The following is a 14,097-nucleotide window of genomic DNA, read 5'->3' as shown; positions in this document are numbered from 1 at the left end:
ACCGTCAGCACAATGGCTTCATCTGAACAATCCGGCGATGTTTTGAAGCGCTCGGACTCCAGGCGCTTTAGCCAAAGGCAGAAGCCGTTGCGCTCCCAGTACAAAATCTTCACTCGGTTTCGAGGCTTGTTGAGGAACACGAAAAGCACCGGGTCAAACACCGCGACCTTGATGTCCAGTTCGACCAGAGCGGCGAGGCCATCAATGGATTTTCGGAAGTCGACGGGCTTGGGGTAGAGATAGACTTTTTCAACTTTTGCGTCGGGACGCATCATGAGGTGCTGGCTCCGTAAAGGAATCGGGAGCACAGCATCGGGGATCAGGTGGTGACTTTGAATGTGGGGATTATGGAGCGCTTACGTTAATTCAAGCGTTATGGATGTAAATAGGGCGCAAGCCCGGAGCACTCTCACGCCGGATGCAGAATATCTCCGCGCTTTACCGGGCTTCTCGCCTGGTTCCGCAATAAGAAGATTGGCCAGCAGCGCAAACTCACCGAGGGCGACCAATCCAAGCCCCGGCGTCTCACCCACCTCTACCAGAGCAAGGCAGCTGCCAAGCCCGCTTTGATCGTGAGTGGAGACGGATGCAGGAAAAACAAAAGGCCCCGTGATGGGGCCTTCTTTGTCTCATCTATCACTTCGGTCGAAGCAAAGAATGGAGACGCTTGACGATCATGACAATGGTTAATAACAAATTCACCGTAACAAAAACAGTGATTGGAGTGAAAACTAGCTTAGACAAAATCAGCGATACTGATACTGAGGCTGCTTTAGGGTCAGCAAAACTATCCGCCATCGAAAAAGCAAAACATGTAGCAATAAGAACCAACGAAGAAAGAATTGAAAAGCTTATATTGTAATAAAGCTCATCGAGAAGCTTTTTCTTAGCAGCATAGAATGCGTCGACAGGACGTTTTAGCTCGATATCGCGCTGATGCTTGTCATCAAGCTTACTCTCCTGATCGTACACCAGAACTAGGACAGAAAGCAAAAGCGCGGTAAAAATGGCTCCAAAGTTTACCAGGAGTGACGAAACATCCTTGTTTAAGGAAAATCCAATAATGACGCTAGCAGTACTAAAGGCAATAGGAACAAAGCAAAACGTTAAAAAATCGAACCATGACCAACCGCCATCAACCTTTGACAACGTGCCAAGGTGGCCATACACAATGTCCTTAATATTTACTTTGCTGCTCATACTTTTATACCCATCCCAGGATACATGGTAAAAAGAAACTCATTAAGAAGTATCTTACACCATGCATCAAATTCTTTCATATCAGGATTGCCTGCGACAATTGTAACTTTTTTCTCATCGACATCAATCTCACAAACCTGATTACTCTGATTACCCCCGAGTCGAAAGGTTCGTTTCCTGCCATGCATTTCTACAACCGTCTTCACCTCGGCGCAAAGCGGCGCAAGAATTTCTACTGTCGCGTTTTGCTCAGTGCCAGGCGTCAGATAATCAACAAATGTGCCGAGGCTTTTGCTTCGAGACGCTTTGATGATATAGGTATGTTCGGCCTCGTCGTGGCCAAGCTTCTTAATTTGATCTTCGATGGTATTCATGCCGCTAAAGCGTACTAACTTTATCTCTTTTGTGGTGGCATTCTTCCATTCTTCAAAGGCTTTTTCATAAGAGAGGGGATTCATTTGCAAGACTCGACCAGTCACCCGCGCAAACTCTTCTCGCAGAAGTTCATAAACCAATGTCTTGATCCCTACATTTTTCTGGTTATGCAGAAGAACTACGCCCTCATTAAGCTCGGTCGGAACAAAAAATCTGACATAATGATTTAAAACTTCAGCATTTTCCTCCATGCGCTTAAAATCAATTTTGCCGGTCTTGATATTTACTATATCGGTTCTAGATCCGTAGCTTCCAGCCCTTATAATCCCTCGAATCTCTCGCTTAGCGTCATCAAACTTGAAACTGGCCAGAGCATATATCTGCTCAGTAGCTTGAAGTACATGATAGCCAGTGCCCTTAACAGTGATGTACGACTTAAAAACCTCATACATATCGAATTGACCAATCGTCCCGAGAGGCGAATAGGAGTCTACAACTTTCTTGCCCTTCATCAGAGGGTTAAAACAGCGAATTGTGTATGGCGAAATCGTATTCAAGTGCCCCAGCCCTTTTACTTATTAGTCTGCCTTCCTTGGTCTCGCCCTTATTTAGAGCACCTGTAGATCAGGCTTAGGACCAAGACCCCACCACCTGGCGGGGCTTTGTGGCCAGCACCTAGCCAGCCGTTATCAATCACTCACGTACCGTTTGCTCCACCAGCGCGGACAACATCCGTAATATCCATTCCCGGTCCTGCTTATACAGGCCGCGGTAATACTGGACGACCCTCCACTCCACCGGCGTCAAACTCTCAAATTCGGGAACCTCTCCGTCCATCTTCGGCTCTTGAACCGCTACAGCAACCTAGCAACCCGCCAGCTGCGCACCTTTCATGGCAGTGAGCGAAGGAACATAACGACCGGCTTATCGTTTCTCGCCAGACTAGACCAAAAGAGGAGAGGTCCAGCGATTAACCAGAGGTTGCACAACAATTCAGCGACGACATAAGGCCTGCGCGCGCTCCACCAGCGGGGTAAAATTCATTGGGATCTTCGGCATCTCTGGGTTCTGCTTCGCCACGTCGACGGAGTGCAGTTGTACCGTGAAGACGCCGGATGACCGCGAGGTACTGAACTATAAGGAACCCAGGGTAATCCCGCCACTGGATCACTATGGAGCGCGTCCTGATCGTTGAGCTTGAGGTGCAATATCTGGGCTCACAAGCAGCGTCGGTTGGGTTTCACAGGGTTTCGTACAGTGGCTAGCTTGGTCGCGTTCTACTGCGGCACCGAGAGTTGAACAAAATTCTGCAGACCTACGCCGTCGAATGTGGATGAGGTATATGGGCAGTCTTTCGGCCACTTATATGCACATGATGGACAGAGTAGTGGCAAAACTGTAGCGTTTCCGACTTGCGCGGGTCTGTGCTGTGGCTGAGGTTGCCGTGCATTTTGCTGCCCACTGGCATCACCGAGAATGGAATTCGTTTGATGAGCTTGAATTACTTAGAAACGCGATTCGACAAGGTCAGCTATTTACAAAATTTGCTGATCGCTCACGCTACAGGAAAACCTGCTGACTCGAGTGAATATCAGCAACTCCGCCACGAGCTGCTTAATGACAACGATATCGCGATTCGGCTCCCTGCATGGCTAAAGCACCACAGAGACCTTGAATCGTTCTGGGGCTTTATCCAGCCGAAATTCAGCACATATGCTGAACGAAGAACTTACCTGTCGCAACAATTTACTCAGTTACTTGACGAACTTGAATTCGGCGCTGTGGCGGCACCAAACCAGCAATCTGCTGCATTCAATGCCCTGCCGCTGCCCCAAAATATAAATGTTTTTCCTATTCCAGTTCACGACGCCTCTGGTAGTACCAAAATTGCAAGGAACAAACGGAATGTGTTCATCGTACACGGACGGGATAACGAGGTTAAACAAGAAGTCAGTCGTTTCGTTGAAAGCATCGGGCTAAAGTCGATTATTCTTCACGAACAGGCGAGTGGTGGGCGAACCATTATTGAAAAAATTGAGCACTACTCTGGCGAAGCTGACTTTGCCATTGTGCTCTATACACCGTGTGATCAGGGCCGGGGGCATCATGAAAAACAAGTGGTTGGCCCAAGAGACAGAGCACGACAGAATGTTGTATTCGAGCACGGCTATTTGATGGCGAAGCTCGGGCGGGAAAATGTTTGTGCCTTGGTGAAGGGGAACATCGAAACACCTAACGACATCAATGGCGTAATCTATGTAAATCTAGACCCAACAGGGGCTTGGCAGCGAGAAATCGTCAAAGAACTTAGGGTGTGCGGTTACGAAGTGACTAGTTGGTAGTGGCTGAAGTAATAGCTCTCTAGATATTTAACTGCAACAGTCATCCTGTAAGGTTCTTATGTTAACGATTGCTCGCTACTCCACACCTGTTGCACCAGCGGCATGCCAAACGATACTTGAGTTAGTGAGCGACAACGCCACCTCTTTGAGCATGACCCGCCCCCCGCTAGAGCACCCACTCTACGACGGTTATAGAGCGCTTATTGTCGAGGAAATTCGAACATATATTACTCGTCACGACTTCCCTCAAATTGAGGTACTCACGGCAGCGACAGTGGATGGCCAAGTAATAGGTTTTTTGCTTTTCGGACTGGTTATGACTGACGTCCTTGAATGCAATATCTACTACACCTCCGTGCATAGGCGGTTCCGTCGTAAGGGTGCGATGACTCAGATGATGAACTCTGTAATGGACATATCGTCTACTCTTGCCCTGTCCTGCGACCCGTCAATGGTGAAGATCTACGAGCGGTTCGGGTTTATGCCTGCTGACGTTCGTGAAACGCAAGTAGTGATGTTTATCGGTAAACCGAAGGGCATAACTCCAGTAGTCGAGCCCATGGATCTGATGCGTTTGGAAGTTGTAGAAAGAGCCTTCAGGGAAGCCATGGAAAAGACCAACAAACGAGACCTCAAACACGCTGACAAACGGTTTCAAGTGCAAATTACAAAGATGAAGACCCGTGCCAAAGAATTCTTGGAGACCCGGCGGTCTAAAGCACAAGAGCCTGTTTAAGGCCGGCTATTTACCACGATGCATCGCGGCGTGGACGAGAGGGATTGCGATGGCGGGCTTCCTAGATTCATTCGAAGTCCGCTTATGGCTGGTTTTTGCCAGTGCTGACAGGCAGCTAAGGGCAGTCCACTGCCAATCATGGTTACGAAGCTTGCTGATCAAATCGAATGCAAATGGCTAGTCAAGTGGAGTGCAGTATTCCAATTGGTATTCCAACTAAAAATTTAAATAGTTATTAATTTTATAAATCAATAACTTACCGAGCAGATTCAGATTACCCCGGCCCACCAAACAAACATCTAAAGACGTCCAAGGGCGTCTTTTTTTGTGCCTGAAATCGAGTGAAATCAAGGGTTTAAGGGCTACTGGGCTCCGCAGAGGTTTTCTGAGTTCCAGCCGTTTGGGTATTCCAAATGTAAGCGCTCCATGAACCCCACATTTTAAAGGTGGGGTTCATGGAGCGCTTACAAACGTGCGGCCAATACCTCCCTTTACGGTGTCACCGAAATCCCGTGATCGTTACTGGCGGGTTCCCGGTTCGTCTGGCTACTGGCATGCCGGGCCGCACGGCGGCCGGAGAACACGCAGTCGGCGGCAGACAGTCCGCTCACATACAGGTTCGATGGCAGTCCGATTGCCGTTCGTCCTGCCGCGTACAGGCCGGTGATTCGAGTGCCATCCGCGCGCAATACCTGGCCGCTGCCCTCATCGACCCGCAGCCCGCCTACCGTCATGGCGGAGCATGGGAACAAGGTGCTGGAGGCCGAGACATCCACGGCGTAGAACGGCGCGTCGCTGAGTGCGTGGCATTCCGAGCGGCTCTTACCGAACGCATCGGGTTCTGCCCCTCCGGCGGCCCGGTTGTAGTGGGCCACGGCGTCCAGAAGGCTGGCCGCTGGCATCCCGAGTTTCTTGCACAGGCCTTCCAGGGTGCGCGCCTTGCGGGTTTGGAAGAGCAGTGCCAGCACCAGTGGCAGGCGCATGAAGGGGAACAGGTTCTCCCGCACTGCCGCCTTCCAGGCGCCGCGATAAAGCGTCCGGTCGAGGATGATGTAGCCTTTGCCCTGCTGGTGCTCGTTCATCTCGAAGCCAATAGCGGCGCCATAGAGTTCCTCGTTCACAAAGCGCTGGCCCTGGCTGTTGACGAGAATTCCCTTGGGCCACTGAGCGGGTGGGTTGATGAAGCGCCAACTGCTCACCCGCTCCATCAGCGCGGCTTCGGCGCCTACGCTCTGCCCCAGGCGTATACCGCTGCCGTTGTCGCCACCGGGAGAGCCCATCGCCATATTGGAGGTGTATTTGGGGGCATGGGAGGCAAGCATCTGTCGGTTCCAGATAAACCCGCCGGCACTCAGGCAGACACCACGTGTCGCCCGGATACGCTGAACGATCCCATGTTGGCGCTGCAATTCGTCAGCCTCGCGCCAGTAACGTTCGGCCTTGCGCTCCAGGCGCGCGAAGCCCGGCATCGATGAGGGAAGCTTCTGCAACAGTTGCCGGGCTTTCTCCTGCGCGTGGATGTACGCCTGGGTATGCGGCGAATCGGGTGGCATTCGGATGACCACCAGCCCGATCACTTCACCGCTGGCGCAAAGCACCAGGCGCCGGGCTTCGGTTCGCGGCCAGAACGCCACGCCCCGAAGGTGCGCCTGGTGCTGCAGCGGCTCGGTCAGATGCACTCCGAAGCCGACGGCCTGGTTGACCGGCGGATGCCAATACTTGTGCCCCCGGGGTGCAGGCTTGGCAACCGCCGCACAGGTCTCGGCCAGTGAGCTGTCGGAGTGATAAAGGAAATAGCCGGAAGGGGGATAGAAGGTTTTCTTGGGGTAGTAGGTGCTGTCGAACCGCACGCCATGTCCCTGCAGCCACTCCACATCGGCCACGCTGCCTTCGCAGAAACGGCGCAGTGTTTGCGCACTGACCACCTCCTGTACCTCGAGGCTCAAGTAGCGGTACATCGCCTCGACACTGTCGGTAACGCCCGCCGTACGCTGAATCGATGTGCCACCCCCGGCATAGAAAATGCCGCCATTCATCGCCGTCGCCCCACCGCCGCCAAAGGCGTCAACCGCCAGTACCTTCAGGCCATCCTGCGCCGCCTGCAAGGCCGCACTGATGCCTGCGCCCCCGTAGCCGACCACGGCGAAATCGGTGATGACATCCCAGGTGACGTGGTCAGGGCTCTCGACCCGCTCCGGAGCCTCGATGCGGCTGAACCATTGGGGTGAATGCGGGCCAAAATCGGACGACATGGTGGATCTCCATGTGGCTCCCCCCTGTCGGAGGGTGGACGTGAGGATAAGCGGCAGCGATACGCAGTCCCGCATCAAAGACCGGCCAGGAATGAACAAAGGGGCGCCGCTATGACGCGGGCCCCTCCTCTATCAACCGTTCGTCTTGGCAGCCTCCAACTGCGCCCGTTTAGCGAGGTTTTCGCTAGCCTGCTGGTCCCACACTGGCTGTGCGTGACGGGTGTCGGTTTCGGCCTCGAAGCGCTCGACCATTTCCGGCTTGATATCGGCAACATCCTCGAAGAACTGCTGGTACCAGCGACGCAGTTGGTACAACGGGCCGTCGCTGTCGCAAAGCAGCGGATTGTCGATATGCGTCTTGGTTTTCCAGATCGCCACGTCCTGCAGGGTCCCCACGCGATACGCCTCGGCGACGGCAGCGGCGCGAGCGCCATTGTGTTCGGCTGGCAGCACCGCACTGTTGCGCGTGATAAAGCCCATATGCAGCACGAACTTGTTCGCATGCACCGGATAGTGCGCAAGGATTTCGTAGGTTTCTATCGGCTCGCTGCCGGGGATATTGGTCAACAGCCGCGACACCAGGTAGGAAGGGCCATGGTAGGTGGTTTCCCCACGCGAGAAACCATCCAGCTTGCTCAGGTCGCCGGTGTAAGCCGCGTCCTTCTGATAGCTGGGATGCTCCGGTTGCGCCCCCATTTCCAGGTACTGGGTGGCGAAATGATCCTCGAAGACGTTCTTGAAATAGGTACTGCCGCCGCCCAAGCCCTCGCCATGCACATAGAAGAAGTGCGCGACGTCCACCAGGTTGTCGACCAGTTCCCGACTGTTCGTATCGACCTCATGGGTTGACCAGGACCAGTCGCTCCAATCATCGCTGAAAACGCCCTCCAGGCGGGGGATGATCACACCCGGCGGTGGCGGGTTGCCCTCGGGGTCGTGCCAAACGAACAACTGCTTGTTTTCCTCGCAGGTCGTAAAGCTCTGGGTACGCGCGCGCGGCGGCACGCGCTTGGCATAGGGAATGGCCGCGCACTTGCCATCACCGGCCCAGCGCCAGTCATGGAACGGGCAGGCGATGGTGTCACCCTTGATGGTGCCCTCGCCCAGGTTACCGCCCAGGTGCGGACAAAACGCGTTGATCACATTGAGCGTCTTGTTGTGTTCGCCCTCGAACACCACCAGTTTGCTGCCGAACGCCTCGACAGTGTGCGGCTTGCCATCACGGAACGACTCACTCAACCCCAGGCAGTGCCAACCACGGGCAAAACGTTCGCACTGGTCGCTAATGATGATGTGCGGTTTCTCGTTGGCCAGGTTGCTCATAAAACACCTCCACTCGTTTTTATTGTTTACAGGCTAACGACCGTGAACGTCGCTGACCGTCGGGTTGTTGCAGACCGGGGCCTGCTGGAGATACCCGAGGGTCGAGGGGGGGCCCCGACCCTCGGGGCGTTAAAGGAAGAAATCCAGGCTCTGCTGGCCCAACTGCACCTTGGCCCAGTTCGTGCCGAACATCTGGAACTGATTGGCGGCGTGCTGGCGACACACGTTGATGTCGGCCAGGAAGCGCCCATAGGGGTTTCGGCTGTAGACCGCCGCACCGCCGGCCGCCTTGAACAGGCGCGCAGCCATCTCCGCGATGCGCTCCGGCGGGTAGCTCGCCTGGAACCGATACTTCACCCGTTCCTCGATGGGCGGAACCTCGCCTCGCTCGGCGTAGCCTTCGAGCGCCTCAAAATTGCGCTTGAGCACCAGGGTCAGCTCATCGATGGTGTTGATCGCTTCAGCGATCGCCAACTGCGCGACCGAGTCGTCGCTGGTTCTGGCGCCCACCACGTTGATCCGGGTCTTGGCGGTCTCCACAAAGCTGTCGACCATCCCGCGCAAGGCCCCGATTGAAGCCGTGGACACCGCCCGGCTGAACACTTGACCGAACGGCATGCGATACAACGGCGCGGTGTTCAACTGGTTGCCGGGGCTGTTGCAGGTGAAGCCATCGATCATCTTGTGCGTGCGGTAATCCGGGACAAAGACGTCCTTGATGACAATGTCCTTACTGCCGGTACCCTTCAGGCCTGCCGTATACCAGGTATCGACAATCTCGTAGTCCTTGCGCGGGATCAGCCAGGTGCGCGCATCGATCGGTTGCCCTTCGGCCGTTTCCACCAAGCCGCCGAGGAACACCCAGTCACAATGGTCGCAACCGCTGGAGTACCCCCAGCGCCCGCTGAACAGGAACCCGCCTTCGACCGGCTTGGCACGCCCGGTGGGCATATAGGACGACGAGATCCGGACGTTGCTGTCCTTGCCCCAGACATCCTGCGCTGCCCGGTCATCGAACAGCGCCATCTGCCATGCATGCACCGCGACCACCGAGTAGACCCATCCTGCCGACATGTCACCTTCGGCCAGGGTCATGACGATGTCGTAGAACACCTTGGGACTCATTTCATAGCCGCCATAGCGCTTGGGCTGCAGCACGCGGAACAGTCCTGCGGCTTGCAGGTCGGCAATGGTCTCCTGCGCCAGGCTGCGGTTTTCGTCGCCCTGCACGGCGCGCTCGCGCAACAGCGGAATCATGGCCCGTGCGCGGGCGATCAGTTCATCGCTGCCGGGAATGTCCGCGGCAGGCTGTTTCATCTCGACGGTTTGCATTGTTCTTGTCTTCCCAAGTAGTGAATCCAGCATTGGCGCAACGGTGGCTCCAGGCTAATGTTCCACAACGAAAAGCCCCGGCGCGCCCTGCATCAGGAGTAGGCGACGTTAATTCAAGAAGCCGACGGAGCGGCCCACTGATGGCCCCAGTGGCTGCCTCGGGTCGTTTCGAAGACCGAGTGCTCTTTCTCCCAGTCCACGACCATGCCACCGCAGCCGAACTCCAGGGCGAAGCCGCCCGGTGTCCAGACGTAGAACGAGACCATATCGTCGTTGACGTGGCGTCCAAGCGTGGCCGCCAGCGGGACCTTGTGCCGGGCGATGCGGTCCAGCGCGCGGCCCACTTCATCGAGCCCGGGCACCTCCATCATGATGTGCACGCAGCCACTGGGCTGGGGCATCTCGGCCAGCGCCAGGCTGTGCTGGCGCGGGTTGCAGTGCATGAAGTGGATGCGCGCCAGATACTCGGGAGAGAGCTGGACATGCAGCATGTCGGACAGCTGGAATCCGCAGACCTCTTTCCAGAACTGCATCGTTTCCTCGAACTTCATTGACGGCAGCACCACGTGCCCCATGCCCATCGGACCGGTGACGAAACGCTCGACGCCGACTGGCGAAACGAAGCGCACGAAGTCTGAGATCGGTCCCCAGGTCACCTCCTGCCGGTTCCCGGACGGGTCCAGGAAGGAGAACATCCCGGTAACGCAACGCAGCTGCCGATCCAGCGGTGTCGACTCGATGATCTCCACCCCAGCCCTGGCGAGCGATTCTCTAGACGCCAGATACTTCTCCTCGGAGGCAGTCTCCCAGCCTGCTGCATAAAAGCGGTCCCGCTCCCCCGGCACCACCAGGATGCGATAACGGCGGCCATCGGCCTTCAGATACAGCGCGCCATCCTCACCCGACTCCTCGGCCAGGCCGATGATCTGGGTGCCAAAGAAGCGCCACTTTTCAACATCGGTGGACTCGACTACCGCGTAAGCGAATTGATTGATGCTCATGACCTACTCCCTGAGTAATTGCTTGATTTCACCTGAACGTCAGCCGTCGAAGCTGATCGAAACTTTGTCGCTGATCGGGCGCGCCTGACAGGACAGCACCCAGCCCCCGGCCAGGTCGGCGGCACTGAGCACCTCGTTGCTACGCATGCTCACCTCACCCTCCGTCACCCGGCACATACAGGCACTGCAGCGCCCTTCGCGGCAGGAAAAGGGCGCACCAACACCCGCACCGAGTAGCGCATCCAATAAATCCACAGCCGGATTCCAGGCCAGCGCGTGACGCTCGCCGTCGAGCTGGGCCATGAGTTCGACCTGCGGGCCATCGGCAGCGACCAACGGCGCATCGGCCAAGACACCTGGGTCGCTGCTCAGCGAAACAAACCGCTCGATATGAATCCGGCTGCGCGCCACGTTCTGCGCCAGCAGCGTCTGCTCCACGGCGTCCATGAAGGGACCGGGGCCACACACGAAGGCGTGCGCATCCGACTGCCCGCGACAGAGACCGGCCAGTTGCGCCGACGTCGGCAGCCCCTGGACGGACTCCAGCCAGTGCATGACCGTGAGGCGTTGCGGGTACGCACGCGCCAGTTGCTGCAACTCATCGGCGAAGATCACCGAGCGCTCATCGCGGTTGGCGTAGAACAGGTAAACCCGACCGCTACCCTGGTGCAGGCAGGACTTGATGATCGACATCATCGGCGTGATACCGCTGCCGCCCGCGAACATGAGGAAATCGACATCCAGCGACACGGGGCAGAACACCCCTGCCGGCGGCAAGACCTCCAAGGTGTCGCCAGCGCGCAGGTTGTTCCAGATCCAGTTGGAGCCCAGGCCATCGCGTACACGCTTGACGGTGACCTTCAGTGCACCGTCCACCGCGGGTGCACTGGCCAGTGAATAGCAACGCGCGATGCTCCGCCCCTGGACCGGGATACGCAGTGTCAAGAACTGCCCCGGCTTGTAAGCGAATGCCCGTGGCTGCGCGGGGGAGGCGAACACGATCGATTTGCTATCGTGGGTTTCCTCGATGACCTCGACAACCTGCAGGTGGTGATAAAGAGACGTCGACATGACTTCAACTCTTGCGCTAGCAACGGAGCCGGGCTCCTTCACGTGCCCTGCGACCGCAGGGCACTCCCTGGCTCAGCCGAGGAAGTCGAGGACTTCCCGATTGAAGTAGTCCGGTTCTTCGAGCATGAACCAGTGCCCCGAGCGCCCGGAGATCACCACCCGCACATCCGGGACTCGTTCCGCGACGATCAGGGCATGGCGCACCGGCAGGAAGTTGTCCTTCTGCCCCCACAGGCACAGCACCGGCATCTTCAGCTCGCCCAGGCGCTCGGTGAGCACCTCGACCTTTATCGTGGCGTACACCGCCAAGGGTTGTTCGAGCCAGATCGGCAGACGCGAATCGATGATCTCCTCGGTGATGGTCGGCGCCGAGGCGACGATGTGATGCAGCAGCTCGCGGAAGGATTCCCGATCAGTCTTGCGCCCCGCAATAAAGGCGCCCATGCAGCGCAGCCCGCTCATCTGGGCGGCCCACAATGCCGGATCCTCGACGCCACCCGGCCCCATCACCACCAGCTTGTCGATCTGCTCCGGGTAGGTCAGGCCGTACTGGAACGCGATGGCTCCGCCCATGGAGTTGCCGACCAGCACCGCCCGGGTCACGTTCTTCTTGCGCAGCACCTCATGCAGCAACTCCACGTGCAGGGTGGAGGTGTACTGGACGTCCTCTGGTTTGTCCGAAAGCCCGTAGCCCAGAAAGTCTGGAACCAGCACGTGGAAGCCTTGCTCGGCGAAGAATGGGAAATTCAGGTGGAAGTTGCTGTAGCCGCTCGCGCCTGGCCCGCTGCCGTGCAGGAAGACCAGAGTCGGACGCTGCGCCGAGGCCTGGCCGACTTCGTGACAGTGCAGGCGATAGGCGTCGCGCACTTCAATGAAATGGCCCACCGGAATCGGCGACTGAAGGGTGTTTGATTGCGAAGACATAGCCGTTCTCCCTCTGTTGTTATGGCCTGACTATGCTGGGGCGAACGCGCACTGCGCATGATCCGCATGCAGTAGACGCAAAAAAAAATTGGCTCACGGTCCACGACCACTGAGCCCAGGCAGGCACCACTCATCGACCGCGGCAGATGAGCAGGGAGACCGGCGGGGAAAGACAGCGAGGGAAACAGCCAGGCAGGCTGCGTTAGCGGCAAGCGATGCGCGTGGGCGCGCTACGCGATCTTAGCGATGGGGTACGCCAGCGGGCGCGGGCGCCATTGCGCGAACCGCAATGAGCGCCTGCCTTTACCCACTAGCCTGCCGGGCTGGGACTGGGGCTTGAAAGACCGACCACCCCATTGAGCACCAACCTGACCAACTCCGCCTGTCGAGTCACCCCGGCCTTGGCGAAGATTGCGCGCAGGTGCGTGCGTGCGGTATTGCGGCGGATCCCCAGCAACTCCGCGGCCTCATCCAATGACAGACCGTTAGCCAATTCCATCGCCAGGTTCGCCTCGGCCGGCGTGAACTCGAACACCTGACGCATGATTTCGCGCGGCGCCGTGGTTTGCGCATCGGGATCGCAGACGAAGATCACCCAGGCCGGGCGGCACTTGCCTTCGGACTCCTCGCGCAAGGGGATGCTCCTGACCACCAACCCCAGCTTGCGCTTGCCGGAGGCCCGGGAGATGGACATCACCTGCGCCGTCGGGCCCGCCGAGTGGATCAGGTCATCAAGCAACCTGCGCTCGTTGCGGTAGTAGGCCTCCACGCCATTGCCCGCCCACTTCAGGCCATCGCTGTCATTGAGGATTGACTTGGCCATGTGGTTGCAGCGCAGCACCTGCTGGTTCTCGTCGAGCACGATCACACTGATGTGCAACCGATCGAGTGCATCCTCATAAAGCTCGGTCTGGGTCACCTGCAACTCGATACGGGTGGCCAGGTTCAGCGCCTGATTGAAATGCTCCAGCAGGTCGTTCAAACGACGCTTGTCGTGCTCGGTGAACGCCGGTTGGCTGGGCATGCGGTACATACGAATGCGACAGACGGTACCGTTAGTCGAAACGATATTGACGCCCAGGCCATGGATCGGCCCGCCCTGCCCCATGAATTGCTGATAGAAGTCCGATGCCAGCCAATTGTCCATCCCGAGGTGATCATTGATGGTCATCACCCGGCCAATCGGCAGTTCCAGGAACGGGTCCAGGGTCCAGAAATGCGAGCGATACGCATGCTCGACGTCAGGATTCTGTGGCTGGCATACCAGGAACCCCAGGTCCGAGCGGGTGGACGGTCGAATCACGATGACCGCGCTGGAGGACTCCATATAGGCGGCGAGGTGGCGCACCGTGTCGCGCCAGGGGTCATCGCCCAGCAGGCCACGGTAGATGGCGAGCGTCATCCGATTCTGGTCGACCCGCCCGACTATTTCCTCGAGCTCCTGGAGATCCATTTCCAAGGTGCGCGCCCCCGGCCTGGGGAAGATGGCCGGCAGGCACTCCCATACCGCGGGGCCGCTCTGCTTACTTGGGCTCACTGCG

The 14,097-nt window shown here is 57.3% G+C and carries 12 protein-coding genes; 2 read left to right on the top strand and 10 right to left on the bottom strand.

Features of this window, described 5'->3' with window-relative positions:
- From tnpB to BMW74_RS20865, 3 genes are all read right to left on the bottom strand, one after another.
- Window positions 1–275 (bottom strand): IS66 family insertion sequence element accessory protein TnpB (gene tnpB, locus BMW74_RS20875; protein WP_139208440.1); only part of this gene is annotated, 275 nt, incomplete at its 3' end.
- Between the two features lie 361 nt (window positions 276–636).
- Window positions 637–1,200 (bottom strand): hypothetical protein, encoded by a 564-nt coding sequence (locus tag BMW74_RS20870; RefSeq protein ID WP_093425996.1) that lies wholly within the window; start codon window positions 1,198–1,200, stop codon window positions 637–639.
- The gene (locus BMW74_RS20865; RefSeq protein WP_139208439.1) at window positions 1,197–2,132 is read right to left on the bottom strand and encodes a hypothetical protein; all 936 of its coding nucleotides are present in this window, start codon (window positions 2,130–2,132) and stop codon (window positions 1,197–1,199) included. The genes BMW74_RS20870 and BMW74_RS20865 overlap by 4 nt, the downstream gene beginning before the upstream one ends.
- 933 nt (window positions 2,133–3,065) lie before the next feature.
- On the opposite strand from BMW74_RS20865, the gene BMW74_RS20860 reads away from it, so the two are divergent.
- Both BMW74_RS20860 and BMW74_RS20855 read left to right on the top strand, forming a co-directional pair.
- Window positions 3,066–3,917: a TIR domain-containing protein gene (locus tag BMW74_RS20860; RefSeq protein ID WP_093425991.1), complete on the top strand. Its 852-nt coding sequence runs from the start codon at window positions 3,066–3,068 to the stop codon at window positions 3,915–3,917.
- Between the two features lie 124 nt (window positions 3,918–4,041).
- The gene (locus tag BMW74_RS20855; protein WP_175479273.1) at window positions 4,042–4,653 is read left to right on the top strand and encodes a GNAT family N-acetyltransferase; all 612 of its coding nucleotides are present in this window, start codon (window positions 4,042–4,044) and stop codon (window positions 4,651–4,653) included.
- A gap of 491 nt (window positions 4,654–5,144) precedes the next feature.
- On the opposite strand, the gene BMW74_RS20850 is transcribed toward BMW74_RS20855, so the two are convergent.
- The 7 genes from BMW74_RS20850 to BMW74_RS20820 form a co-directional block, all read right to left on the bottom strand.
- Window positions 5,145–6,905 (bottom strand): FAD-binding protein, encoded by a 1,761-nt coding sequence (locus BMW74_RS20850; protein WP_175479272.1) that lies wholly within the window; start codon window positions 6,903–6,905, stop codon window positions 5,145–5,147.
- Window positions 6,906–7,037: 132 nt separating this feature from the next.
- Complete coding sequence (locus tag BMW74_RS20845) at window positions 7,038–8,228, bottom strand: 3-ketosteroid-9-alpha-monooxygenase, oxygenase component (protein WP_093425985.1); 1,191 nt, start codon at window positions 8,226–8,228, stop codon at window positions 7,038–7,040.
- Window positions 8,229–8,357: 129 nt separating this feature from the next.
- On the bottom strand, window positions 8,358–9,560 hold the full coding sequence (locus BMW74_RS20840) for a flavin-dependent monooxygenase (RefSeq protein WP_093425983.1): 1,203 nt from the start codon (window positions 9,558–9,560) through the stop codon (window positions 8,358–8,360).
- A gap of 113 nt (window positions 9,561–9,673) precedes the next feature.
- A complete protein-coding gene (locus BMW74_RS20835) occupies window positions 9,674–10,561 on the bottom strand; it encodes a VOC family protein (RefSeq protein WP_093425981.1) in 888 nt (295 codons plus the stop codon).
- A 39-nt stretch (window positions 10,562–10,600) separates the two neighbouring features.
- Window positions 10,601–11,632: a ferredoxin--NADP reductase gene (locus BMW74_RS20830; RefSeq protein WP_093425979.1), complete on the bottom strand. Its 1,032-nt coding sequence runs from the start codon at window positions 11,630–11,632 to the stop codon at window positions 10,601–10,603.
- 72 nt (window positions 11,633–11,704) lie between these two features.
- Window positions 11,705–12,556, bottom strand: coding sequence for an alpha/beta fold hydrolase (locus tag BMW74_RS20825; RefSeq protein WP_093425977.1), 852 nt, complete (start codon window positions 12,554–12,556; stop codon window positions 11,705–11,707).
- 310 nt (window positions 12,557–12,866) lie between these two features.
- Window positions 12,867–13,958, bottom strand: coding sequence for a helix-turn-helix transcriptional regulator (locus tag BMW74_RS20820; protein ID WP_093425974.1), 1,092 nt, complete (start codon window positions 13,956–13,958; stop codon window positions 12,867–12,869).
- Window positions 13,959–14,097 lie beyond the last annotated feature (139 nt).

This window comes from Pseudomonas sp. ok272 (assembly GCF_900109995.1).
Lineage (GTDB): Bacteria > Pseudomonadota > Gammaproteobacteria > Pseudomonadales > Pseudomonadaceae > Aquipseudomonas.
This window is presented reverse-complemented; position numbering and strand designations above follow the sequence as displayed.

Bases quoted from the DNA above. Each gene is read 5' to 3' on its own strand.
- BMW74_RS20835 (WP_093425981.1), bottom strand. From the start codon at position 10,561: ATGAGCATCAATCAATTCGCTTACGCGGTAGTCGAGTCCACCGATGTT.
- BMW74_RS20850 (WP_175479272.1), bottom strand. From the start codon at position 6,905: ATGTCGTCCGATTTTGGCCCGCATTCACCCCAATGGTTCAGCCGCATC.
- BMW74_RS20845 (WP_093425985.1), bottom strand. From the start codon at position 8,228: ATGAGCAACCTGGCCAACGAGAAACCGCACATCATCATTAGCGACCAG.
- BMW74_RS20820 (WP_093425974.1), bottom strand. From the start codon at position 13,958: ATGACGCTCGCCATCTACCGTGGCCTGCTGGGCGATGACCCCTGGCGC.
- BMW74_RS20830 (WP_093425979.1), bottom strand. From the start codon at position 11,632: ATGTCGACGTCTCTTTATCACCACCTGCAGGTTGTCGAGGTCATCGAG.
- BMW74_RS20840 (WP_093425983.1), bottom strand. From the start codon at position 9,560: ATGCAAACCGTCGAGATGAAACAGCCTGCCGCGGACATTCCCGGCAGC.
- BMW74_RS20825 (WP_093425977.1), bottom strand. From the start codon at position 12,556: ATGTCTTCGCAATCAAACACCCTTCAGTCGCCGATTCCGGTGGGCCAT.
- BMW74_RS20860 (WP_093425991.1), top strand. From the start codon at position 3,066: ATGAGCTTGAATTACTTAGAAACGCGATTCGACAAGGTCAGCTATTTA.
- BMW74_RS20870 (WP_093425996.1), bottom strand. From the start codon at position 1,200: ATGAGCAGCAAAGTAAATATTAAGGACATTGTGTATGGCCACCTTGGC.